At 48.3% G+C, this 23,557-nt stretch carries 21 protein-coding genes and 1 riboswitch; of the genes, 7 read left to right on the forward strand and 14 right to left on the reverse strand.

The window, feature by feature from the left end; genetic code table 11:
- The 3 genes from HQN88_RS38725 to HQN88_RS33995 form a co-directional block, all read right to left on the reverse strand.
- The coding region (locus HQN88_RS38725) for a transposase (RefSeq protein ID WP_173120631.1) at positions 1 to 175 on the reverse strand (175 nt) is incomplete at its 3' end.
- A 323-nt stretch (positions 176 to 498) separates the two neighbouring features.
- The gene (locus HQN88_RS33990) at positions 499 to 1,725 is read right to left on the reverse strand and encodes an MFS transporter (protein ID WP_173120633.1); all 1,227 of its coding nucleotides are present in this window, start codon (positions 1,723 to 1,725) and stop codon (positions 499 to 501) included.
- Between the two features lie 109 nt (positions 1,726 to 1,834).
- The gene (locus tag HQN88_RS33995) at positions 1,835 to 2,548 is read right to left on the reverse strand and encodes a FadR/GntR family transcriptional regulator (RefSeq protein ID WP_173120635.1); all 714 of its coding nucleotides are present in this window, start codon (positions 2,546 to 2,548) and stop codon (positions 1,835 to 1,837) included.
- 236 nt (positions 2,549 to 2,784) lie between these two features.
- On the opposite strand from HQN88_RS33995, the gene HQN88_RS34000 reads away from it, so the two are divergent.
- Positions 2,785 to 4,152 carry an S-layer homology domain-containing protein gene (locus HQN88_RS34000; protein ID WP_173120637.1) on the forward strand — a complete coding sequence of 456 codons (1,368 nt, stop codon included), beginning with the start codon at positions 2,785 to 2,787 and terminating at the stop codon, positions 4,150 to 4,152.
- 120 nt (positions 4,153 to 4,272) lie between these two features.
- Positions 4,273 to 4,668, forward strand: coding sequence for a YuzC family spore coat inner layer protein (locus HQN88_RS34005; protein WP_173120639.1), 396 nt, complete (start codon positions 4,273 to 4,275; stop codon positions 4,666 to 4,668).
- A 47-nt stretch (positions 4,669 to 4,715) separates the two neighbouring features.
- Here the strand turns inward: HQN88_RS34005 and HQN88_RS34010 are convergent, their stop codons facing one another.
- From HQN88_RS34010 to HQN88_RS34025, 4 genes are all read right to left on the reverse strand, one after another.
- Entirely contained in the window at positions 4,716 to 5,513 is a 798-nt protein-coding gene (locus tag HQN88_RS34010) for an energy-coupling factor transporter transmembrane component T family protein (RefSeq protein ID WP_173120641.1), read from the reverse strand.
- Positions 5,504 to 6,994, reverse strand: a complete 1,491-nt coding sequence (locus tag HQN88_RS34015) for an ABC transporter ATP-binding protein (protein WP_173120643.1) — start codon at positions 6,992 to 6,994, stop codon at positions 5,504 to 5,506. The genes HQN88_RS34010 and HQN88_RS34015 overlap by 10 nt, the downstream gene beginning before the upstream one ends.
- Before the next feature lie 4 nt (positions 6,995 to 6,998).
- On the reverse strand, positions 6,999 to 7,595 hold the full coding sequence (locus tag HQN88_RS34020) for an ECF transporter S component (protein ID WP_173120644.1): 597 nt from the start codon (positions 7,593 to 7,595) through the stop codon (positions 6,999 to 7,001).
- 140 nt (positions 7,596 to 7,735) lie between these two features.
- Positions 7,736 to 7,845, reverse strand: a riboswitch (TPP riboswitch).
- A 72-nt stretch (positions 7,846 to 7,917) separates the two neighbouring features.
- Positions 7,918 to 9,360 (reverse strand): methyl-accepting chemotaxis protein, encoded by a 1,443-nt coding sequence (locus tag HQN88_RS34025; protein ID WP_173120646.1) that lies wholly within the window; start codon positions 9,358 to 9,360, stop codon positions 7,918 to 7,920.
- A 204-nt stretch (positions 9,361 to 9,564) separates the two neighbouring features.
- Between HQN88_RS34025 and HQN88_RS34030 the strand changes: the two genes are divergently transcribed.
- Entirely contained in the window at positions 9,565 to 10,281 is a 717-nt protein-coding gene (locus HQN88_RS34030; RefSeq protein WP_173120647.1) for a DUF3105 domain-containing protein, read from the forward strand.
- Here HQN88_RS34030 and HQN88_RS34035 read toward each other — a convergent pair whose 3' ends face one another.
- On the reverse strand, positions 10,282 to 11,064 hold the full coding sequence (locus HQN88_RS34035) for an AraC family transcriptional regulator (RefSeq protein ID WP_173120649.1): 783 nt from the start codon (positions 11,062 to 11,064) through the stop codon (positions 10,282 to 10,284). It abuts the gene before it with no gap.
- Between the two features lie 126 nt (positions 11,065 to 11,190).
- On the opposite strand from HQN88_RS34035, the gene pyk reads away from it, so the two are divergent.
- Both pyk and uvsE read left to right on the forward strand, forming a co-directional pair.
- Entirely contained in the window at positions 11,191 to 12,603 is a 1,413-nt protein-coding gene (gene pyk / locus HQN88_RS34040) for a pyruvate kinase (RefSeq protein WP_173120651.1), read from the forward strand.
- 425 nt (positions 12,604 to 13,028) lie between these two features.
- A complete protein-coding gene (uvsE, locus tag HQN88_RS34045; protein ID WP_173120653.1) occupies positions 13,029 to 13,976 on the forward strand; it encodes a UV DNA damage repair endonuclease UvsE in 948 nt (315 codons plus the stop codon).
- Between the two features lie 31 nt (positions 13,977 to 14,007).
- On the opposite strand, the gene HQN88_RS34050 is transcribed toward uvsE, so the two are convergent.
- Positions 14,008 to 14,862 carry a YihY/virulence factor BrkB family protein gene (locus tag HQN88_RS34050; RefSeq protein ID WP_173120654.1) on the reverse strand — a complete coding sequence of 285 codons (855 nt, stop codon included), beginning with the start codon at positions 14,860 to 14,862 and terminating at the stop codon, positions 14,008 to 14,010.
- Between the two features lie 89 nt (positions 14,863 to 14,951).
- Here HQN88_RS34050 and HQN88_RS34055 point away from each other — a divergent pair, with 89 nt between their 5' ends.
- Complete coding sequence (locus HQN88_RS34055) at positions 14,952 to 17,330, forward strand: UvrD-helicase domain-containing protein (protein ID WP_173120655.1); 2,379 nt, start codon at positions 14,952 to 14,954, stop codon at positions 17,328 to 17,330.
- Between the two features lie 554 nt (positions 17,331 to 17,884).
- Here HQN88_RS34055 and tpx read toward each other — a convergent pair.
- The 3 genes from tpx to trxB all read right to left on the reverse strand — a co-directional run bounded on the left by tpx (position 17,885) and on the right by trxB (position 19,766).
- Positions 17,885 to 18,415, reverse strand: coding sequence for a thiol peroxidase (tpx, locus tag HQN88_RS34060; protein ID WP_173120656.1), 531 nt, complete (start codon positions 18,413 to 18,415; stop codon positions 17,885 to 17,887).
- A gap of 75 nt (positions 18,416 to 18,490) precedes the next feature.
- Positions 18,491 to 18,802: a thioredoxin gene (trxA, locus tag HQN88_RS34065; RefSeq protein WP_173120657.1), complete on the reverse strand. Its 312-nt coding sequence runs from the start codon at positions 18,800 to 18,802 to the stop codon at positions 18,491 to 18,493.
- The gene (gene trxB, locus HQN88_RS34070; RefSeq protein WP_173120658.1) at positions 18,792 to 19,766 is read right to left on the reverse strand and encodes a thioredoxin-disulfide reductase; all 975 of its coding nucleotides are present in this window, start codon (positions 19,764 to 19,766) and stop codon (positions 18,792 to 18,794) included. The genes trxA and trxB overlap by 11 nt, the downstream gene beginning before the upstream one ends.
- Positions 19,767 to 20,031: 265 nt before the next feature.
- Here trxB and HQN88_RS34075 point away from each other — a divergent pair, with 265 nt between their 5' ends.
- On the forward strand, positions 20,032 to 20,943 hold the full coding sequence (locus tag HQN88_RS34075; RefSeq protein ID WP_173120659.1) for a peptidylprolyl isomerase: 912 nt from the start codon (positions 20,032 to 20,034) through the stop codon (positions 20,941 to 20,943).
- A gap of 601 nt (positions 20,944 to 21,544) precedes the next feature.
- Here the strand turns inward: HQN88_RS34075 and pdaA are convergent.
- Positions 21,545 to 22,315 carry a delta-lactam-biosynthetic de-N-acetylase gene (gene pdaA / locus HQN88_RS34080; protein ID WP_173120661.1) on the reverse strand — a complete coding sequence of 257 codons (771 nt, stop codon included), beginning with the start codon at positions 22,313 to 22,315 and terminating at the stop codon, positions 21,545 to 21,547.
- Between the two features lie 114 nt (positions 22,316 to 22,429).
- Positions 22,430 to 23,551: an HD-GYP domain-containing protein gene (locus HQN88_RS34085; RefSeq protein WP_173120663.1), complete on the reverse strand. Its 1,122-nt coding sequence runs from the start codon at positions 23,549 to 23,551 to the stop codon at positions 22,430 to 22,432.
- Between the last annotated feature and the right edge of the window lie 6 nt (positions 23,552 to 23,557).

Below are 23,557 nucleotides of genomic sequence, written 5' to 3' on the forward strand. Positions count from 1 at the left end.
CTTTGTTCACAGGTTCATGATCAAACTCCCGATATTTCCCCAACCAGTTACGAAGGGTACCAGGATTGATATTCAACTCATCCGCGATATGCTCTAGGGATTTAGTCTGTTCTTGCACATATTTTACAGCTTCACGTTTAAAATTTTCATTATATCGTTGTCTTGATTCGCTCATGGATAGACACCTCTTAGTTCATAGTTAAGATTATTATTACTCCTACACTAAGAGACGTCCACTTTTAATTCTAAGTGCATTTTTCCATCTAATCATGATTTTTACCCGTGAAGTGTGATATTAGCTGTACTTTTTCCAGTTAATAAGGAGACCACTCGTCGCGCCAATCCCTTCAGCCACTACAACTCGCATAGATGCAGCACCTGTGGGAGATTGCTCATTGCTCCGCCCAATTCCCTTCCCAATAAAACGTACAAAAAAAGACCCAAACGAGCATGTTGAGCTCATCGGAGTCTTTCTTCAATCTTCTATGTGTGCCTCGACTAACTCGTCATGTTTAGTTTTTTATCCGTAGGAAGAAAGGCTGCAAGCAGTCCCAGCAATGGCAAGAAGGCACAAAGTCGAATCACGAAGCCGATGCTTGTCGCATCCGCCAACGTCCCGAGCACAGCTGAACCAATGCCGCCTAAGCCAAACGCTAGGCCGAAGAATAGCCCTGATACCGTACCCACTTTACCAGGCAGCAACTCTTGCGCATAGACTACGATCACAGAGAAGCCGGACAACAGAATGAATCCGATACATGCACATAGAACCGCTGACCAGAACAAACTTACAAATGGAAGCAGCAAAGAGAACGGCGCTGTTCCCAAGATAGAGAACCAGATCATATTTCGTCTGCCAAATCGGTCCGCCAAGGGGCCCCCCATAAATGTACCCACGGCCCCAGCCGCCAGCAAAGTGAAAATAATAAGCTGTGCTTTTCCTGTCGTGACACCGAAATGGTCCATCAAATAGAATGCGTAGAATCCGGTCATACTCGCCACATAAACGAACTTAGAAAAGAGGAGCATGATTAGAATTCCTAACGCGTAAGCGACAGTTTTTTTAGGCAAAGGCTTTTTCACCGAAGCCGTTTTACGAATGGCGGAACGTGCGACAAGCGCGCCTTGGTACCATTTTGCCACAAAGATCTGAACTACGATCCCCGCTGCCGCCGCAAACGTAAACCAAATAATTCCGAACTGACCTAACGGCACGAAAATAAGTGCGGTAAAAATAGGTGCCAACGCTTGACCAATGTTCCCGCCTGTTTGGAAAATCGACTGCGCCAGGCCTCTCCGAGGACCCGCAGCTAGGAAGGCGACCCTAGAAGACTCGGGATGAAGCACCGAAGACCCCAATCCAACGAGAATGACCGCCATGATCACATGCGAGAACGTTCCCGCGTAGGCCAGTACGACAATACCAAATAGCGAGAAAATCACGCCAATTGGCAGTAAATAGGGCTTCGGCCTCGCGTCTGTATACAATCCGATCAAGGGTTGGAATAAGGAAGCTGTCACATTAAGCGTGAAGGCGATCCAGCCGATCTGCGTAAAGCTTAATTGCAAGGAGTCATGCAGAATCGGGAAAATGGCGGGAATGACCGACTGAATCGCATCATTCAATAGATGGACCAAGCTGATCGAAAATAAAATGGCATAAACCGTGCGTGCTTGCGTCTGTGCTGAATTCGTAACAGTCGCTGTACCTGTTGCTGTTTGCATAAAAACCACTCCTAATCATCATATCATCTGACGTTTAAAATCATGGGAAAGGCAACAACGACTCCCGCTCCCATCTTCTTGCTACTCTTACTCCTGTTCTACTCTGATCCTACTCCTGCTGAAGAAACTTTTTGACTTGTTGAACGGTCCCCTCCAGATTCTGAAGTGTCCAATTTTCCGCAGCAGCAACATCCTTATCTCGAATCGCTTCAAACAAATTCACATGAAAAAGATGATGGTGATCATGAACCAGCTCATCCTTTACTAAATTCGTCAGCGCCTCCAATAACACCGCCGAAAATGAGCGATATAGATCGACAACGATGGTATTTTTGCTAGCGACCGCGACTGCCTGATGAAAAGCCATATCAGCAGCCAGATAAGCGTTCGTATCCCCTCGCTCCAGCGCCTGAAACCGTTCATCCAAGGCTTCACTCATTTGCGCCAAATCGGTTTCGTCACGGCGTGCTGCAGCGAGTCTAGATATTTCGAGCTCGAGCATTTTTCTGACTTCGTAGACTTCCAAAATTTCGGCACGACGCAGTCGGTGAACTAGCGGTTCCTGCATCGCTGCATCAGAATGCCCCGTTAGAAATGTGCCGAAGCCCTGCTTCTTCTCCAGCAGCCCCGCATGCACAAGAACCCTAACAGCCTCACGAATGGTGGAGCGGCCGACACCGAACTGCTCCATTAATTCCGGCTCTGTCGGAATCTTATCGCCTACTTTCAGCTCGCCATCGGAAATTTTCTTCTGCAACTGTGTCACAACATCATCCACAAGTTTGGGACGGCGGAGTGTTTGAAAAGAAACCTTCGCATTCATCTGATCATCTCCTGTTATGGCGAGTATATCATAGATGCGAACTATTTTTCTATCGAAATCTTCCATCCGCATAAAATTAGCACTCACTTATCGAGACTGCCAGAAATTTGACAATGACGTGGATGATCAGGCAAGCTATAGTTATAGCAACAAGACAAGCACGTGAAATACTAGATAACTAGAAATGCTAGTATCACGAATACCATACTCGTAACATGCCAAGGGGGCCATCCTATATGACATTGAACAAAAAACTTACATTAATCTCGACGACTGCCATGGCTTTTTCATTATTCGCTTCTCTAACACTTGTTCAACCTGCCTCCGCTGCCGTTAAAACTAGCGCTGATTTCACAGATTTGGCTGGAAGTAACGCCGCTTTGAAAACAAAAATCGATCGTATGATCGCTGATGGTATTTTCGAAGGAGTCTCAGGTACAACTTTCGGAATCTCACAAAATATGACGCGCGCTCAATTCGCTAAAGTAGCTACGAAAATTTACAATATCCCGGTTGATCTTTCGATTAACGTGTCCAGCTTCACGGATGTTCATGCAGACGACGCGGCTAACGGTTGGGCGATCCCTTATATAGAAGCAGCTAAAAAAGCTGGTCTGATTGACGGCGTGACAGCTACAACCTTCCAGCCTGGTGAATCAGTTACCGCAGCCCAGTTAGATACCGTGCTTCTTAAAGGATTAGGAAAGACCGTTGCGATGACGGGCTCACCTTGGTACACCGATGCGGTTAAGCAAGCAACTGCTCTTGGTATTCATCCAACTAGCAAAACTGGCGATCAAGCCGCGACTAGAGAAGATCTCGTACTTAGCTCGTACGGCGCTCAAGAGGCATTTAACGCTCAGAAACCACCGGTTGTAACACCGTCTAACCCAGGCAATGTTTCCGTAGTAGGGGATTACCACTTAGCTGGCGTCATTGATAGTGGTTTGACTAGCTCCGCTACAGGTACTATCACCAAAACGATTGCTGAAGATCCTACACTAAGTAAATTTGCAAAAGAAATCAAAATAAAAGTAACCTCTTCTTCTGGTGAAGAAATCGCAATTCCAGGAATTGTCCAGTCTGTTGTCGCCACAGATTCTAGCATTGCCAAAGTAGGCCTCACTTCCGACCATCGTGCCTATGTGCTAGGGAACAAACCAGGAACTACAGACGTAAGTCTTATTGTGCAAATTGGGAATGGAGAAGCCAAACAACTGCATGTCAGCGTAACTGTTGAAAGTACTTCTGTCAGTGTGAAGACATTAACAGCAGGGGAAACTTCGATTACTGAACCTATGGATGTTTCAGACATCGTGTACAAGGCAAATTTCAATGCATACACAGCCATGGATCTTACGGCTACAGATAATTATGGAAACAAATACGAGGATCTCGACATTCGCAATTATAACTTTGCTCTAGGTACTCTATTTATTACGAATGATATCCGCGGGGAAGCCGGCTCTACGGTTGGCACTGTATCGGTCGATCCAGATGGTACCGTGAAGGTAACAGGTAATGTAACATCTTTTGAACTTACTGCCGTTTCAGCATCGGGTGTCAAAGTGACAAGCTACGTTACACTAACAACATCAAGATAAGTTAAACGACGAGTGCATGAGCTCCCCGCCTGGGGAGCTTTTTTGTATGTGGAGGCACACTAGCCCATCTCTCACATATATTGCTAGTGCTCATCATTTTACAGAAAGGGGTCGGTCTCGATGTACAACGACCCAACCTTTTACACCTATCCCCCAGTTCACTATCATCAGTATCCCGTTCATCCCTACCACTACGCACCTTACTGGGCGTGGGACCGCAATTTTCCCCCTGTTAATACGAAAATGCTGTCTAACTCGGTCGTTACCTCAGAGCATCTGTTAAAGGAAGCCTCTATCGTCGTCAAAAAGCTCACAGACCCGGCAATCGCCCAGCAATTAATGACGAATGCTCAAAGCGGCAACCAAAAAGAAGTCGATCGTATTGTTAAAACATTCGGTAGTGATTCCACCATCGAAACGAGCTACTCGCCCAGTGCCATACAATTCGTTGTTGGTCCTCGTATTACCGGAAATCAATGCTGCCGAGTCACACTCATGCTCAAATGGGGCGAATAAGCCAAAGAGCAACCCATCCCGTATCAGGAGTTGGGTTGCTCTTTTTTTCAACGCACATCGACACTGCTTAGAAGCGGCCACGTCACCGCGAGCCAATAGGATACGGCAATGAGCACGCCCCAGTAGAGTGTGTAATAAACATCTAACACGGAGTAGGAAGATACATAGTAATACGTGCGTTTACGACTCAAGGAAAAACGCTTCGCTTCCATCGCCACCGCCGTCCGATGGGCACGGCGAATGCTTTGTGCCAGCAACGGAATAGCAATCATTCGCATCGTGGTATACCACGATGTCAGCGGATTCCGCTGTTTACGCTTGCCCCTAACCTTGAGCGCATAGCGAAGCGTCTGCAGCTCTTCCAGAATGACTGGCAGCATGCGCAACGCCGCCAGGAAGCTGTATGCGTACTTCGGCGCGACCTTCCATTGCTGCATCATTGCGTAGAACAACGCGACAGGCCGCGTGGTCAAGCTGAACAGCAAGCCAACGGAGGCAACTTGGACGCCGCGTAAGCCAAGATGAATCCCGCGGTAGAAGCTTTCCTCGGTAATTCGAATGATCCCGAGATGAAACCATTCGGTCTCTCCGATACCGAACATCATCATCCCTGCTGTGGAAGACACGAAAATCAACAGAAATGGCGACGCATATAGCAACAATCTCTTCGTCGGATGTCCAGATAATAGTGCTAGTGGCAACAAAGCGCCAATGCTCAGGAACAACATCATGTTGAGATTATGTGTGAAAACAACCACGATGAATAGTAATATCGATAAAACCAGCTTCACACCTGGATTAACCCGATGCAGCCACGTTTCGCGAAAGGTGAACGTTATTTGCATAGCAACGGCTCACCTCCCGGGATAGAAGAGGCCAAGGCGGGTGCGTGCGCGACTTCCGTCACCCGCCCGGCTTCGACCTGCCAGACGCGCGTCGCCCAGCGCTGGACGATCTCGTGATCGTGGGTCACCATCACGATCACAGTCCCGCTGGCGCGCAGCCGCTCCAGCTCCTCGAGCATGCGCAGCGTGCCGCGCGCATCGAGCCCGAAGGTGGGCTCATCCAGCAGCAGGATGCGTGGCCCGCGAACCATCGCGGACCCCACGCTGAGCCTGCGCTTCTGGCCCAGCGAGAGCTGGAACGGGTGCCGCTCGCGCAGCGCGAGCAGGTCGTACTCTCGAAGCAGCTGCTCAGCAGCTGCCCACTGCCCGTTCTTCGGCTGACCCTCTGGCAAGCCATAGGTCAGCTCTTCCTCCACGGAGTTCGTGACGAACTGGAACTCCGGGTTCTGGAACACAAAGCCGACCTGCTCCGCAAGGTGCTCGACTTTGTTGCCCTTCACGCCCGCGATCAGACAGCTTCCGCGGGTTGGAATGAGCCGCATGATCGCGAGGAGGAGCGAGCTTTTGCCTGCACCGTTGGCACCGACAACGGTGATCCAATCCCCTGGATAGACGCTAAAGTTATCCACAGAGGTCCTGATCTGCCCGCCGCGAACACCGACAAAATCCTGAAAGACCATAACGGGCGTCAGCGGCTCCACTTTGTTGGTCTGCTTATTCCCTTGGTCCTCTCTCCTCACATTCTCCTTGGCATAATCCTCCCACACCTCGGGATACCAAATGCCATATTCCCTCATTTGCTCTTTGTAGGCTTCAAACATGGCAAGCGGCGGCCCATCGGCCAACACCTTACCTTCCGGTGTCAGGATGATCAACCGATCAAGCAAATCCAGCATGCCGCTAATTTTGTGCTCGACGATGAGGAGCGTTTTGTCCCCGCTAATGGCTCGAATCGTGTCCCATATCTGCTTCGTGCCCTCATCATCCAACAGCGCCGTGGGCTCATCGAGAAAGATAACCTCTGGCTCAAGCGCCAGTACACTTGCAATCGCTAAGCGCTGCTTCATCCCTTGTGACAGCGTGCTAATCAACGTATGCGCATCGGGCACATACAAGCCGACCAAATCCAAATAATAACGAATGCGCGCAGGCATATCTTCCCGCGGCACTTCTTGATTTTCCAACACGAACGCGATCTCTTCGTCAATATAAGGCATACAGAACTGTGTATCCGGATCTTGAAATACATAGCCCCACCGGCTAGGCCTGCGAATCTCATCCGCCTTGAGCGGAAGCTCAATCATGTCCGGCACAATTCCGCTCAGCACCTGCAGCAGGGTCGATTTGCCACAGCCGCTAGGTCCTAGAAGCAGCACCTTCTCACCCCGCTCGATGGAAAAGGAAACCCCCTGAAAAATCAGGGGGGCGTCATCGCCGGGATATTTTAACCGTAGATTCGTAACGCTCATTCCTTCGCTCATCTCGTTACCCCAGTACGTCGTAATCTTTTTTGGAAACGGGACGAATCAGATTCAGTACGCCTGTGCGGGATAAAGCACCTGTCAAATAGTAGGCGAATACACCCGCGATCAAAGCGCTGCCCAGTAACCGTAAACCAATGAATAAGATATAATTCCAGAACGTCAGCTGATCGATATAGCCATAGTACGTATCCACAAAGATGGACATGATGGCGGAAGCGAAAGCTGCAAGAATCGTTACCCCCACATTGGTGCGACGATAGCGGAAGGCCGCGAATACTAACTCAGCCCCAAGCCCTTGCAATAATCCAAAGACGAGCGTCGACACGCCCCAATGTCCGCCATATAAGGCCTCGATCGTTGCAGCCGCTACTTCAGCCAACAGAGCAACACCTGGTTTGCGGATCACGAGGAACGCGAACGTTGCCGCCATGAACCACATGCCATAGCTCAGCTGCTCCGCATGTAAACCAAGCGGTTTCATGAGATCATAAATCGGTCCCCAAATCCGATAAATCACACCAAACACGGCTGAAATGACAATCGTGATCAAAATGTCCGTCAGCTTCAACCCTTTTTTGCTTACTTCCTTTTGCGCCATCTTCTTCTCGACTCCTTTTTCTTATTTCCTATTTGTCAATGAGATAGGCGAACACGCCAACCTTGGATACATGGTCTCTTTTGCCCTTTAAGAACAAAAAAAGCCTACCGGAATACCGGCAGGCTTGAACATTTGTGCATAAAAAAAGCACATCAGGTCTCTACGCTGGCATTATCCAGATCAGATTAACGGTCAGTGGCATAGGGCCACTATCTCAGCCTGACTTCATCAAGCACCCGTGTTGCTATTCATTTGGCTTAACTGTAGCGGATTAGCCGCTCTTTGGCAATCCTTTTTTTCCCAAAGGAGTCTTTCGAATCATTTATTTCTCGATCAAATGCTTCAAATCCTGCGTCAATCCGTTTAATTGACGGATGCTGTCTACGATATTCTGCACCCGATGCTGCTGCACTTCCGCGCTAGCCAACACTTCTTGAACGGACGCCGCAGATTCCTCGGTAATCGCTGCAACAGACGTCATCTCTTCCGCTACACGCTGCGATGAAATCTGCAATTGTTGATTCATGCGTTGCAGGTGCGTTGCCTGCTCCACCACTTCCGCTGTATTCGTGTTGATGACCTCGAACAATTGATTGACACTATCCGTCGATTTCTTCCCGGATTCTACGGCAGTAATGCCAACGGCAACCTTCTCAACCGCTGTCACAACTTTGTCCTGAATAGATCCCAGAATTTCCGAAATATCCGTTGATGCGATGTGTGCATTTTGCGCTAGCTTCCGAATTTCGTTAGCAACAACGGAGAAGCCTTTCCCGTGTTCACCTGCACGAGCAGCTTCGATTGAAGCGTTCAGCGACAATAGATTCGTCTGGTTCGCAATTTCTGCGATTGTGGAAACGATATTCCCAATCTTCACGTTCTCTTCATTCACTTCATTCATGATGTCGGAGGTCTCGGTGACGATAACGGTGATATCATTGATTTTGAGCGACAAATCTTCCATCTGGGCCTTGCCTTCATTCGTCATTCTCGCTGTATCCCGCGATCTGCTGCTCATCGTATTCGATGCCGCCGTGGTCTGTTCCACTGTCTCATTCACATTCTGAATAGCGGATGTAATATCGTTAATGCTGGAGGCTTGGGATTCAATACCGATCGTAATCTCTTGAAAAGCAGCCACAACTTCCTCCGTAATTCTACCTGTTACCGCAGCATTCTCTTGTAGGCTTCCACTTGATGTGCCCAGCACTTCTGTCGTGGAACGAACACCTAACAGTATTTCATCTGTTTTAACCCTTGCGATCTCTGATTCCTTCGCACTTCTGGCAACGTTCGTTAACATTCTTGTACCAATCTGACTTTGACCGATGAGTGTCATGATCGTGAGCAGATAAAAAGCATTAACGCCAATAGGATCCACATGTGGAGTCAGCGTCGCTATGTAAACATTCATATTAATCAGACCGAGAACACCATTCAGCACGAGCGGCTTGTAGTCCATGTATAAAGAAATGAGAGCTAAGCTTAAGTATAAAATAAATAGACCAAACAAAGATGCACTATTTGACATGAAAAAATAAGAAATAGCACTAAGTCCAATGGCAATCACATACTTCGTATACGGAATAGCAAGCTTCTTCCAGGTTAAAATCGTGCATACAATGGCAATCGGTACTCCTACCGACGAAAGGGTTACCATCATGGAGGCAGATGTATAGGCAGCCGCGACTCCAAGTGCAAGACACGCCCATAAAAGCTTAACCATTAAGCTGTTCCTTCTGTTTAATTCGTGCAGTTGATCCATCTTTCGTGACTCCCCCTAAATAGCTTTCAACAAAATCAGACTTTTCTCTACACCATTCAACAAGTCGCGCTCCAAACCCTCTATTTTACATACCAAAATCAGGATAACTTTAGAAGTTGACTTCCACCCCTAAGAAAAACTACAATTTGTAGTGTCCTTATTATTTTTTAATAATGAAACCTTGTTTAGGTGGACGATTCCACGATGCAGAAAGGGATTGAAATGATGACCATATTGCTCTATATCGGACTAGCTCTATTCATTGCAGCTATCATTGGTTATGTACTCGCAGCAAGAATTAACAAAGATAACACCTCGCGTTTGAAAAAGGCTGAAAAGCAAGCCCTGAAAAAGAAACATAAAACATGGCTCCTTCTTTCACACGCCCTGCTCATTATCGCTCTCGGCAGCGTCGGTACTTCACTTATTCAAAGCTCCGCAGGCAAGTACAGCCTAGATAAGCTTAATTTCCAAGCGAATATTCAAGTTACAACAGATAAAGACTACGGACGAGATCACAAGGATGGTACCTTGATGTACGAGATGAAAATCCCTACTTCAGGTACGCATAGCCCGCATGATTTGAAATTCGGTTTCTACAAAGAAAGACCTGGATACGAGATGCTTGTCCACAACTTGGAGCATGGAGATATCATCATTCATTATCATCCGGATGCACCCAAGGAACTGCGTGATCGACTTGACTACTTGACCCACTTCAGGACGGCTGGTGCTGGTGTTCTTGCAGTTCCGAATGTGGATGTTCCTGCTGATCAAGAGGTCGTGGTTACGGCTTGGACGAAAACAATGACTCTCGCCAAGTTCGATGAAGCTAGTGTCGGTACGTTCATTCACGACTATATTAACAAAGGTCCTGAACAAATCCCTGCTAACATACGACTCGGCGGCGGAACGATGTAATTACTTGCGAATGGTTTCACGATCTGAAACTAGTTCGGTTGGCACTAACCCCGTCATTCTTCGGAATACGCGATAAAAATAAGACGGATCATTATAGCCAATAAACTCGGCAATTTCGGTGACAGTCAGGGCGGAATGGCGCAGCATATAGACGGCTGTTTTGATTCTAGTGACGTGAACGAATTCGCTGATGGTTTGACCCGTGACTTGGCGGAAAAGAGACGCTGCATAATTCGGCGAGCGGGAGATACAGGTGCCTAGCTCGTCCTTGGTGACATGCTCGCGGTAATGATTCTGGATATAGCCTTTCATTTGCTCCACCAGAAGTGCGGTTGCCGAAGTTGTGGCTGCCTGATCCCACTCCCGCTGGAGATACACAAACAGCTCTTGCAGGTGCGCATCACATAGCGCCATGTAATAGGGCTGTTTGTCTTGCCAGCCGCGATGAATCAAACGCAGGCGATCTGCGATGATGTCGAATTTGCCCGTCTGACGGCAGGTGTAACTCGGTTGTTGCAGCAGAGGGAAGATATTTTGTGCTGCTTGTGCGTCAAATTGCAGCACAAATTTTTCATGAATTTTTGTTGGCACACTTCGCCCATAATAGGGTGTACCTCCCGGAATGAGCAGCCATTGCCCTTTGTCTAATACTTGTTTTTTCTCGTTGATCCAGTACATACAGCGGCCATAGATCACGAAAATAAGCGTCCAGTCCTGGCGGATATTCGGCTGTTCTTCGTTCCATGAGCTGCTTTTATGATAGTGGAAGCCTGATAGCTGCATAGATCCGTTACCACCTTTCAATCGTACTATATTGCATATATCATACTATAGTTCATAGAAACTCACATCAATAAGGCATATAATGAAGCCAACTAATCTCTTACATTCGAAAGGAAGTCCTTCACAATGCGTAAAACGAAAATCATTTGTACGATGGGGCCTGCATGCGATTCCGTCTCCACCCTGAAAGAATTAATTGGCGCCGGCATGAGCGTCGCGCGTTTAAATATGGCACATGGCGATTTGGATGAGCACCGCGGTCGTATCCAGCGTGTACGCCAAGCTGCGCAAGAAATGGGTGTTATTATCCCGATCCTTATGGATATCAAAGGCCCCGAGATCCGCATCGGCCAATTGAAAGATGCTTCCTATGATTTGCAAACGGGCGATCGTATCGTCTTGACGACTGAACAAATTATCGGCGACTCCAGCCGCGTATCCGTGAACTACCCAGGTTTGCCGCAGGATGTGAAGCCAGGCAATCTTGTATTGATCGACGATGGCTCCATCGAGCTGCGTGTTGAAATGATCGACGGCACAGAAGTGACTTGCAGCGTCTTGAACCCTGCCCAGCTGAAGCAGCGCAAAGGTGTTAACTTACCAGGCGTACGCACATCCTTGCCGGGTGTGACAGAGCGCGATGTCATGCACATCAAATTTGGCGTTGAGGAAAATATTTCGATCGTCGCGATGTCTTTCGTTCGTAACGGAAACGATGTTCGTGAGGTTCGCGCACTTTTGGAGCAGCATGGTGCTGGCTTAACACCGATCATCTCCAAAATTGAGAACGAAGAAGGCATGACGAACTTCGCTTCGATCTTGGAAGCTTCCGATGGCATCATGGTTGCCCGTGGTGATCTTGGGGTTGAAATCCCGACAGAAGAAGTTCCAATTGCACAAAAAGATATGATTCGCGCTTGTAACCTCGCTGGTAAGCCCGTTATCACAGCTACACAAATGCTAGATTCCATGCAGCGCAACCCGCGTCCGACTCGCGCTGAAGTGAGTGACGTGGCCAATGCCGTGCTTGACGGCAGTGACGTTGTGATGCTTTCCGGCGAGACAGCCGCTGGTAAATATCCGATTGAGTCCGTGACGATGATGGCGACGATCGCTGAGCGCGTCGAGAAAACGATGGTGCGCAGCTCCTTGGTTGATGCACAGTTAGAATCCAACAACGAGATCACTGAAGTGTTGTGCCAAGCGGTTGTATCTTCCGCGAACAAACTCCATGCTGCAGCGATTCTAACACCGACAGAAACAGGCTTCACGGCGCGGATGATCGCCAAATACCGCCCAGAAGCACCGATCATCGCGGTAACGAACAGCCAGCACGCGATCAGCCAATTGAGCATGGTGCAGGGTGTCATCCCTGTTCTTGGTGAGTTCTGCGAATCGACGGATGCGATGATTCGCTCCGCGATTAACCAAGCAGAGACGCTTGGATATGTGAAAAAAGGCGACCTCACCGTCGTATCCGCAGGTATTCCGGTTGGGAAGTCCGGTACGACCAACCTGTTGAAGGTTGAGCGAGTTTAGAGCATCGCAAAGCAGGGAGGATCGGTGGTTGGTCGCTGCCACCGCCTGCCCGTCGCCTCCATTGCACAATTAGATGGAAAACCTCCATCTAATTGTGCAATGGAGGCTGGTGTAGCGAAATAACTGGAAAAACTCCCGTTATTTTCGAGGAATACCTAGATAATCAGCGAAATTCCGAGAAATAGATGGAATTTTTCCATCTATTTGCGATTTTTAGCGGAATATCAGTGAATTAGATGTATTTTTTACAGTTAAACTTGCTGCGTATCGCAAACCATTAAGCCTCCCTTCCACCCTTGTCCTGTGGAGTGGGAGGCTTTGTTGTGTTGGGCTGGTAACAAGATGAAAATTTGTGAGAAAGCTACCTATAAAAAGGGGTACACTAGAGTAACCACTAACTACCCAGCAACGGAGGACGCACGCTCTTGATTATTCGACTTGGTTTCGTATCTACTGCAATGGCAATTTATAATAACACGCCTAGTTCAACATTCACGTACAAGCTATTCTCCGGGCGGCCGCGTGAAGAGGCCATGCAGCGCGCCATTGAAATCGGCCGCAAAAACCTCCAAGCAACACAGCGAATTCTCTATTACAATGCCGCCCACGGCATTCGATTGTTTCGACTATCGTCCGCACTGGTCCCCCTAGCGACACACCCCGATGTGCGGATTGATATTGCTGGAGAGTACGCAGACGAGTTGCGCAAGCTCGGTGACTTCGCGAAGTCACACGATATTCGGCTCAGCATGCATCCTAACCAATTCACGCTGCTTAATGGAAGCGATAAGGTGGTAGATGCAGCCATCGATGATTTGAATTATCATGCGGCCATTCTAGATGGCATGGGGCTGGACGAGGCCGCGATTATTAATATCCATGTCGGTGGAGTATACGGCGATAAGGAAGCTGCCACGCAGAAGCTTTTCGACAACGCGCCGAAGGTGCCCGAGACTGCGATGCGGCGGTTAACGTTCGAGAACGATGATAAAACATACACGTTGGAGGAAACACTTGCCGTTAGCCAGAAACTGCAGCGCCCGTGCATGCTGGATTTGCACCACGATTGGTGCAATCCCTCCGCTGTTTCACCCATCGAGCTGCTTCCCCAGATTGCCAAGACGTGGGGAGAACTGCCGATGAAGATCCACGTCTCTTCACCTAAGAGCGAGAAGGAATTTCGCTCCCACTCAGATTACATCGAGCCGGAGATGCTCACGGCTTTTCTCAAGAGCTGCAAAGAGATTGATCTTCCCCGTATCGACGTGATGATTGAAGCCAAGGTAAAGGATTTAGCTCTGTTTCAACTTGCAGAGCAGCTTGGCAAAATCCGCGGCGTAAAGCGGTTAGAGGGCGGGGTTTTGAGCTGGTGAGTTCACAAAAAAAGAACCGTTTCTGATGAACTCAGATCCGGTTCTTTTCTGTCTTATCGAGGGCCGCATTGGCCTTGTGTATATTTTTCACATGGCGCAAGGCATTAATTTCGCCGCCGATAATGATAATTAGCGCTGAGATATAAAACCAAGTCATCAGGACGATGATCCCGCCAATACTGCCATACGTCGCGCTGTAGTTGGTGAAGCTGTTGACATAAAAGGAGAATGCTAGCGACGTTCCTTGCCATCCGATGGCGGCGAATAAGGCGCCGGGCAGTACGCTTTTACACGTCAAACAAGTGTTGGGTGCGATGTAGTAAATACCGATGAATACGACAAAAATGATGACGAAGTTAATAATCCAGCGAAAATGATTCCACAGCTCAATATGGGAAGCCGCCACATGGACGTGCTCCGCCAGCCAATCCCCGATCCAGTGACCGAATACGCTGAGCAACAGCGCCGAGATGATCACGACTAACATCCCTAACGTCAGCATGATCGCTAAAAAGCGAGAGTGAATGAAGCTTTTACGAGCTGGCAAGCCGTACGCTTTGTTAACAGCCCGAACAATAGCATTCATCGCCGCGCTGGCACTCACTAAGGCCAAGATTATACCGAAGGAGAGTGTGCCGCCTCTTTTGACATTGAGCAGGTTACTGAGTGTTTCCTCGAGCCACCCTGCCACAGCACCCGGAATGTACTCCCGAATCAAGCCAACGACATCGTCGGAGGAGAACGGCAAGTAGCCAAGTAAGCTCATTACGAACAGCAGTAATGGAAAAAGGGAGAGCAGAAAATAGTAAGCGCACTGCGCAGCCAGCCCGGTGGCATCGTGTTCATTGAACTGCCCCCATAACAATTTAACGTAAGATTTAACCATACGGCTATTTTTCCTTTCATACGGCTATAATTGTGGTAAAATAGGTGGTTCAGTCTTGCAAGAAACATTGTTATGAAACAGGTGGTCACATGAATTCCATTCCTATGTATACAACGCCGTTAGGCTTTAAACCAACGATAGAACGTCCAATTCCGCATGCCCAAATGGCGCTTCTTACGAATAGCACGAAGCTCGTACCCGATGGTGATTCGGATAGCTACTTCTTCCGCGACTTAGAGGAGCACGGTATCCTGCTCAATGAAGCTCAGATCAAGGCTGTCAGACACTTCAAGGGGCCTCTACTCACGCTTGCTGGTGCAGGTTCTGGGAAAACGACGGTACTTGTGTGTCGTGTCGCCTACTTACTTCGTGTCCATCAGGTACAGCCTGCGAATCTGCTGCTTATTACGTTTTCCAAAAAAGCCGCTGAAGAAATGCGGGAACGTCTCACGACAATGCCCGGTCTTCATGCAAGCATGGCGGGTGTGATGCAGGTGCGGACGTTTCATGCTTTTTGTCTGCGAGTCCTGCGGATGAACGGGCTGCAACAGGAGATTCTAAGCGATGGCCGCTTTCAGCAAATCGTTTTCAAGCGAATCATGCTTAGTATGGGCTTGCAGGATACGTATCAGCCAGAGGTGCTTATTTCACTTCTTTCCTCCTACAGGATGCAGCTCATCGAGGTCGAAGATCTTCCTGAAGGCACCGAGGAGGAACGGGAAGTAAAGAAAATCTTCTTACAATATGAACAATGGAAAATGGAACAACAAAAGATAGATTTCGATGATATTTTGATCAAAGCGTACCAACTGCTCCTCCAGAATCCCGATATTCTCCGCTCCATGCAGCGTAAATTTACGTACATCAGCGTCGATGAGTTCCAAGATACGAATACGGTTCAGTATGAAATTATTAAAATGATTGCGGCCGTTCATCAGAATCTGATGGTTGTTGGTGACGATGACCAGACGATTTACTCGTTCAATGGGGCGAGAAATGAATTTATTTTGCAATTCCATGAAGAGTACCCCACAGCAACAACAGTCACATTGGATATCAACTATCGGTCTACGTCGAGTATTGTGGGCTTAGGCAATGCGATTATTAAACACAATGTACAGCGGAAATCGAAAACGCTCCTAGCTACAAAAGAAAGTACCCACAAACCGCATTATGTGAAACCTGCGAATAGTGATGACGAGGCCGACTGGTTAATCGACGATATACGGCTTAAAGTTGCTGAAGGTGGCAGCCAATATGGGGATTTCGCGATTTTGTATCGAACAGCGAGCAACAGTCGGGCTATTATTGAGCAACTCATTCTGCATAACCTTCCTTTTGTGGATTATGGAACCAATGATTCGTTCTACGAGCAGTGGATGGTGAAGCCGATTATTGACCATTTGCGGATTGCGCATGAGCGGAGGAATTTCGAAGCCATCGAAGGCGTCCTCCCCTCATTATATATTGGACGAGACCAAGGCATGCGTATTATTCAAGATCAAGAAGCGATTCAGGCGAAAAAGTGGCCTTTAATTCATCTGCTGGGGCTCCCACAGTTAAAGGAATTTCAGAAAGAAAAGCTGAAAGCCCGCATTCGTTTGATTAAATCCCTCGTGGACATGACGCCACTCGCAGCCATTCAGGCGATTCGCAAAGATTTCTATGATACGTTCCTTGAGACGAATAAGCGCAGCAAGCTCACACAACATCGTGAAATGCTGAAAGAAACACTGGATGAGCTGGAGTCCTCTGCCAAGCGGTTCAATACGGTTGAGCAGTTCCTTTATTTTATCCATGAAGTAGCAGAAAAACGCACAGAAATGCGGACCCAAAGCAAACAACAATTCGCGGATAAAATTTCGCTGATGACGATTCATAAATCGAAGGGACTCGAGTTCCCGGTCGTGTACCTGCTCTGTGCGATTGAAGGCAATATGCCGCATAGCTCGGCACTCGATGCAAGCCATTTGGACGATGTCAAAATGGCGGGCGTCGTTGCGCGGGATAAGACGGCTGCCGCGCTCGAGGAAGAACGGCGACTGGCCTATGTCGCCGTGACAAGAGCGAAAGGCGAGCTGCTGATCAGCTCGCCGGCGTTCTACCGCGGGAAGAAGGCGGAGCCTTCCCGCTTCTTGCTGTCCGCGTTCCCTGGCGCGGACGCAGGGGTTGTTACCAGCCGCAGCAAGCCGGCTGGCGGGTTTACGGCCGCTGGCGGAGCTGCGGCCGGGCGTTCAGTCGCGAGCGGAGCTGCGACTGGCGGGCGGGCAGCCACTGGCGGAGCCGTGGCTGGGGCTGCTGCGACCGCGACCGAGCGGGTCGCGGCGTGGTTGTGCAGCGCGACCGGCTGCAAAGCCTGGTCGCGGATCTCTTCGCCGCAGGAGGCACGACTCGCGGCGAAGGCGTGCCCGCTCTGCGGCGCGGGCATGGTCAAGGGCAGCCGCGAGATCGCGCTGGCGCGGCGGTAGCGGCTGTTGCTCCCTGCCTCATGCGACTCGAATGTTGTATGGCATACAACATTCCCCTGCTACATGAGGCTTCAAACAAAAGAATGTTGTACATCCTACAACATTCTTTTGTACTTTTGTGCGCTAGCGTGCCGCCGCTGGACCGGCCAATGTTCCTGCGCACAATTTTTGTGCGTTAGCATACCGCCACTGCCGGCTGATGCCCTTGCGCACATTTTTTGTGCGCTAGCATGCCGCGGCTGGACCGGCCAATGCCCTTGCGCACAATTTTTGTGCGCTAGCATACCTCCACTGGCCCAGCCGATGTCCCTGCGCACAATTTTTGTGCGCTAGCGTGCCGCGGCTGGACCGGCCAATGTCCCTGCGCACATTTTTTGTGCGCTAGCATGCCGCGGCTGGACCGGCCGATGCCCTTGCGCACAATTTTTGAGCGCTAGCATACCTCCACTGGCCCTGCTGATGTCCTCGCGCACAGTTACCTCCAAAACCAAAGAGCAGCCATCCCACAAGGGATGACTGCTCTTTCTTTCATCTCGACATTTCACATCGACATATTATACTAACGTTCTCAATGCCTCCAAAGCTGCCTCATAATTCGGATGGTTACTCATTTCAGTCAAATACTCCACATAGCGAACCGTATCATTCGCATCCACGATGAAAATCGCACGCTGATCCAACTGGATCTCTTTGATAAGCACGCCGTATGCTTGCCCGAATGAACGGTTTTTGTAGTCGGAAAGGGTGACGACTTTATCAATCCCAGCAGCTCCGCAGAAACGGCTTTGTGCAAAAGGCAGATCCACCGAAATCGTCAAAATAACGACATCGTCACCAAGTTTGTCGGCTTCCACATTGAAGCGGCGTGTCTGAGCGTCACATGTCCCCGTATCGACGGATGGCACAACGGAAATGAGCTTCACTTTACCCGCATAATCCGCCAGGCTCACTTCGGTCATCAAGTCCTTATTCACTTTAAAATCTGGTGCTTGATCCCCTACTTTGATTTGTGGTCCCAGTAAAGTGATAGGGTTGCCTCCAAGGGTAGCGACGCCTGTGCGTTCTTGTAAGTGTGTCTGTGTCATATGGTATTCCTCCTAAGGTATATGCGAATGGTTTGTTTTCGTATTTTTACTGCGATTTATGAGATACAGCCTAACTTATACCGCTGCAATAACAGCTTTCAATTTCTCTTTGCTCTGCAACCCAACCAGCTGATCAACCACTTGCCCATCTTTAAAAACAAGTAAGGTCGGGATGCTCATCACGTTGTACTTTGCAGCGGATTCTGGGTTATCATCGACGTTGATTTTAACGATTTTCGCATTGTCACCGAGTTCGGCCGAGAGTTCATCTAGGATTGGAGCGATCATTTTACAAGGGCCGCACCATGGCGCCCAGAAATCGACAAGGACAGTACCGGTACTTGTTTCATTTTGAAAAGTAGCATCAGATATATGATTAACGGACATTGCTCATTCCTCCTTGAAGTGCTAGTTCTTGTTCTTGTGAAGCATGCTCAGAAATAAAACGTTCGGCATCAAGCGCGGCCATACAGCCACTTCCTGCTGAAGTAATCGCTTGACGATAGATCCGATCTTGTACATCGCCACAAGCGAACACCCCTGGGATCGACGTCTGGGACGTACCTGGGATCACTTGCAAGTAGCCGAGCTCATCGGTTGGCAGCTGTCCACCTAAGAAACTCGTGTTCGGGGTATGCCCGATTGCTAGGAAAATCCCGTCAGCCTCCAGTAATTCTTCTTCACCTGTAGCGTTATTGTGGACTTTCAGTCCTGTCACACCCATCGGCCCTGCCACCACTTCAAGTGGTGTACGATTCAAGCTCCAAGCTACTTTGCTATTGCCACGAGCGTGATCCTGCATGATTTTCGAAGCTTTGAGATCATCTCTGCGATGAACCACACGTACTTCGGAAGCGAATCGAGTTAGAAACTGTGCCTCCTCCATTGCTGTGTCACCGCCGCCGATAACGATGATTTTTTTATTCCTGAAGAAAAATCCGTCACACGTTGCGCAGGTACTTACCCCTTTGCCGATATTGTCAGCTTCACCAGGTATCCCTAATTTCTTAGCTGTTGCACCTGTTGAAATAATTAGCGAGTCCGCTGTCAATTGCCCGCCATCCTCGAGGAATAAGGTAAATGGACGTTTGGAAAAGTCCACCTCGGTAACGCGCCCCGACTGAATCGTGGCCCCAAAGCGAAGCGCTTGTTTCCGCATGTTATCCATCAGCTCAGGTCCTGTAATCCCATCAGGGAAACCTGGGAAGTTATCGACTTCTGTTGTTGTGGTCAGTTGACCACCCGGCTGTATGCCCTCTATAACAAGCGGTGAGATGTTCGCTCTTGCTAAGTAGATGGCTGCGGTTAATCCCGCAGGTCCTGTTCCGATAATGATCGCTTTGTGATGCATAGGAATTCCTCCTTTTATATAACGTAGTGCTGATGTCGCGAATTCATGTTGCATACAATTTAATTTGTAACAAACCTTATGAGAGAATCATATCAATCGCCACTTGTTTTGTCAACAATTAAATTGTGTACAATGTATTAATGCGCACTACCAGGTATTAAGCTCACATTCAGCTTGCACTCATACTTCTTTCAGCTTGGTCAGGCATAATGGGTTACAGAACGAGAACGACACTAACAGCCACATCACGAGAGGACGTATATACATGAATTCAAAAAATAATCGCACATGGGTGTGGACATCATCCGCCCTTTTGGTCATCTTGATTGCTTATGCTTCGGTATTCCCACCTGTCTCTAAAAATAACGATGAGAAAGCCGTTGCCAAAGTCAACGGGGTAGAAATAAGCACGACAAAGCTCTATAACGCGTTGGTAGCAAGTGGCGGAGCGCAAACGCTAGACTCGATGATCACGGAAGAGCTTATCAGCCAAGAGAGCAAGAAAGCTGGAATCCAGATCACGGACGCCGATGTGACGAACGAGATTCAAACGATTAAAGCAACGTATGGTTCCGAGGATGAATTTAACCAAGCACTTAGCAACTACGGCATGACACTGGACGATTTAAAGAAAAACATGCAGTCTCAAGTGACACTGAAAAAGATTTTGGAGCCACAAGTCACGGTTACTGACGATGAAATCAAAAAATATTATGATGAAAATTTAGAGTCGTTAAAAGTGCCTGCGCAAGTGAAAGCTTCTCATATCTCTGTAGCGACGGAAGCTGAGGCTGAGGCTATTATCGCGAAGTTGAAAAGCGGCGGGGATTTCGCAACACTAGCGAAGGAAAGTTCCACGGATGCCGCAACGAAGGATAAAGGCGGAGATCTGGGCTATATCTCGGCCGGACAAGGAGATCCCGTGTTTGAAGCCGCGGCATTTGCTTTGGAAACTGGCGGTCTAAGCTCCGCTGTACAAACAGCAACAGGTTACGATGTGATTAAAGTAACGGATCACAAAGCTGCTTCAACTCCAACACTTGCAGACAAAACAGCTACAATTAAACAATCGTTAGTCGATCAAAAGATCTCAACACTATCCCAAACTTGGTTGGAACAAAAGAAATCCGAAGCAAAAATTGAAAATAATCTTGCTGACTTGACGAAGACAACCTAGTTTTGGCTGAGTGAGGCGTATGTAAATTCGGGCGAGCAGCGGTCGGTGCAATTGATGCCTGCCGTCGGTGGGGTGAATAGAGCGGGAAAGCGACCTGAGTCCTGTGCGGCGGATGCCCTCGGACTGAAATAACTGTAAAATAGGTAGTTAATTTGAGCCTTTTCCATCGGAAATGCGTTGTAGATGGAAAATATACAGTTATTTCAAGCTAATTTTAGCTTATTCTGAAAAATGCCCCCATTTAACTACAGAAAATCCATCTATTTCGAAAATTCAAGCTTAATCAACCGAAATAGCTGTATAAAATCCAGTTAATGCGCTCGAGAGACGGTGGATTGGCGAGTATTGGCTACTTTCGGGTGCGACGGTGGAGTGGCTAATAATTGATTACTCTCGGCTCGGCGGTGGATTGACGAGTATTTAGCTACTTTCGGGTGCGACGGTGGGGTAGCTATTAACTGGCTACTCTCTGCACGACGGTTGGTTGGCAAATATCTGCTGCTCACAAACGCCACGGCAGATTGGTACCCCTTCTCTACACAACACCAAAACCCCCTTAGCTACAAGAGCTAAGGGGGTTTTCCTATCTTTTCCTATCCTTTTACGGTGTGCGAAGCTTCATCTCGTCCAAGCTCTTGAACTGGTAGCCCTGCGCACGCGCAGCGTCAATGATTTTACCGAGCGCTTCCGTATTATCGCTGGATACGGAATGCAATAGGATGACAGCACCTGGATGCAGCTGGGCCATCACATTTTTGTAGGCATACTCCCAGCCCTTCTGATGCTTGGGTTCCCAGTCGCGATACGCCACGGACCAGAACACATTCGTGTAGTTCAATCCTTGGCTAACAGCCATTGAGCGGTCATTGAAAATGCCCCGCGGCGCGCGCAGATAGTGCATTTCCTTTTGCCCCGTCACCGCGGCGACCTCGTCTTTCACTTGGTTCAACTCTTTCTGAATGCGCTCCGCTGGAATCTGACTCATATCGGGATGGCTCCATGAATGGTTGCCGATCAGATGCCCCTCGGCGGCCATGCGCTTGAGCAGCTCTGGTTCTGTCCGAATGTAGTGGCCTGTCACAAAAAATATAGCCGGCACTTGCTTCTCTTTGAGCACATCCAGAATTCGACCTGTGTAGCCCTGTTCATACCCATTATCGAAGGTTAAGTACAATTCCTTTTGTGACTGATCGCCTGTAAACACAGCGCCGCGCTGCTTCAAGAGACCCTTGAATCCCTCTTCATCGATTGATGGCGGCCCGCCGTTGACACTCTTTTTGAAACCAAAATGATAGGTTCCATCCGCTGAGACCATGGTTATCTGCCCCGCCATAAGAGCTAGGGAAAATAGGAGAATTCGCAAGATTTTCATAGGGATGTCATGCACTCCTTGCCTTGTGTGATGAGTTGTGGCGAGTTACTGCCAACAAGAACTGTTACTAATATGCCACACCACGGCAGGAGATTATGTGTTCATTCCTCAATCTCAATCGATCACTTTTCCGAACGCTTCCACAATGTCTGACCGAAACGACAAATTAGTCAGTTTTTGAATCTCCGCATAGGACTCCTGTTTCGAGGTTTCCTTCCTATAGGAACGCGGCGTTGTCATCGCGAGATACATTTCTACAATACCAAGCATCTGCGATAGGATTGGAATTTGCGCACCTTCTAGGCGAAATGGATAACCGGTGCCATCTATTTTTTCATGATGATACAAGAATACCCTCTCTACTCCATGGAAATCCGGAATACCTTCACACAGTTCCCTGGCCATATAACAATGCTCCTGTACAACTTCGTACTCGAATTCCGATAACTTACCTTCTTTTTCAAACATATAGTCCGGCAACTTCACCCTGCTTACAAAATGCATCAGTGAAAGCAAATCAATCTCCCATTCCTGCACACTTAGACCGCCATAGGCATGTACCAGTTTCTTCAGCAACTTACTCATTTCACCAATTTCTTTGCGTGAGGTCTGCGTTTTCCGCTCTCCTACCGAGATAAAGGATTGGAGCATATTAATCACCTGCTGCTTCTGTTTCTGAAAAGCAGAAGCCTCTGCATCGCGTTTATGCTGATACATGGCAATTTGAATAATAACGCCCAGAATGATACAACCAAGTGCATAAACACCTTTCGTTGTCGCCATGATAATAGATGAAGTATCGCCAAATGACGTAAAGCTTGGGCCCAATATTTGAAAACAAATAAAGTAAACCAAGAATAAGAGCGTGCCATACATGTAAATCCTGAATTCAACCAACAAACTGAGCATAACTGGAAAAAAAATAAGCGCCACCCACATTTGTTGCAACGCTAACGGATTATATAAAGTGGTTATAACGATAACCAGAAATATTAAAGCGGGTGCAATCATCTTCGAGTACCGGTTGTGTTCGGGCATCAGGTGCTGCAAGCTATACATCGCCCATCCAAATACGGCGGCTGTTGCCGATCCCATCATATACAAGTGAGACTCTGTATTTCGACTAATCAGCCAATAACCTAAACCGCTCAATGTGCATAATGTAGCCATGCTGCCAATGATAAACATGCATAACTGATGAATGGGTTGCCTACTTAATCGCTGCATCATGTTCATAGCAAA

This window comes from Paenibacillus qinlingensis (assembly GCF_013204845.1).
Taxonomy (GTDB): domain Bacteria; phylum Bacillota; class Bacilli; order Paenibacillales; family NBRC-103111; genus Paenibacillus_E; species Paenibacillus_E qinlingensis.

Excerpts from the sequence above, each read along its gene's own strand:
- HQN88_RS34050 (WP_173120654.1), bottom strand. The coding sequence starts at position 14,862 with ATGGTTAAATCTTACGTTAAATTGTTATGGGGGCAGTTCAATGAACAC.
- HQN88_RS34055 (WP_173120655.1), top strand. The coding sequence starts at position 14,952 with ATGAATTCCATTCCTATGTATACAACGCCGTTAGGCTTTAAACCAACG.
- HQN88_RS34015 (WP_173120643.1), bottom strand. The coding sequence starts at position 6,994 with ATGAGCGAAGGAATGAGCGTTACGAATCTACGGTTAAAATATCCCGGC.
- HQN88_RS34075 (WP_173120659.1), top strand. The coding sequence starts at position 20,032 with ATGAATTCAAAAAATAATCGCACATGGGTGTGGACATCATCCGCCCTT.
- HQN88_RS34030 (WP_173120647.1), top strand. The coding sequence starts at position 9,565 with ATGCAGAAAGGGATTGAAATGATGACCATATTGCTCTATATCGGACTA.
- pyk (WP_173120651.1), top strand. The coding sequence starts at position 11,191 with ATGCGTAAAACGAAAATCATTTGTACGATGGGGCCTGCATGCGATTCC.
- pdaA (WP_173120661.1), bottom strand. The coding sequence starts at position 22,315 with ATGAAAATCTTGCGAATTCTCCTATTTTCCCTAGCTCTTATGGCGGGG.
- HQN88_RS33995 (WP_173120635.1), bottom strand. The coding sequence starts at position 2,548 with ATGAATGCGAAGGTTTCTTTTCAAACACTCCGCCGTCCCAAACTTGTG.
- HQN88_RS34035 (WP_173120649.1), bottom strand. The coding sequence starts at position 11,064 with ATGCAGCTATCAGGCTTCCACTATCATAAAAGCAGCTCATGGAACGAA.
- HQN88_RS34010 (WP_173120641.1), bottom strand. The coding sequence starts at position 5,513 with ATGCAAATAACGTTCACCTTTCGCGAAACGTGGCTGCATCGGGTTAAT.
- tpx (WP_173120656.1), bottom strand. The coding sequence starts at position 18,415 with ATGACACAGACACACTTACAAGAACGCACAGGCGTCGCTACCCTTGGA.
- trxB (WP_173120658.1), bottom strand. The coding sequence starts at position 19,766 with ATGCATCACAAAGCGATCATTATCGGAACAGGACCTGCGGGATTAACC.
- HQN88_RS34085 (WP_173120663.1), bottom strand. The coding sequence starts at position 23,551 with ATGAACATGATGCAGCGATTAAGTAGGCAACCCATTCATCAGTTATGC.
- trxA (WP_173120657.1), bottom strand. The coding sequence starts at position 18,802 with ATGTCCGTTAATCATATATCTGATGCTACTTTTCAAAATGAAACAAGT.
- HQN88_RS34005 (WP_173120639.1), top strand. The coding sequence starts at position 4,273 with ATGTACAACGACCCAACCTTTTACACCTATCCCCCAGTTCACTATCAT.
- HQN88_RS34000 (WP_173120637.1), top strand. The coding sequence starts at position 2,785 with ATGACATTGAACAAAAAACTTACATTAATCTCGACGACTGCCATGGCT.
- HQN88_RS33990 (WP_173120633.1), bottom strand. The coding sequence starts at position 1,725 with ATGCAAACAGCAACAGGTACAGCGACTGTTACGAATTCAGCACAGACG.
- HQN88_RS34020 (WP_173120644.1), bottom strand. The coding sequence starts at position 7,595 with ATGGCGCAAAAGGAAGTAAGCAAAAAAGGGTTGAAGCTGACGGACATT.
- HQN88_RS34025 (WP_173120646.1), bottom strand. The coding sequence starts at position 9,360 with ATGGATCAACTGCACGAATTAAACAGAAGGAACAGCTTAATGGTTAAG.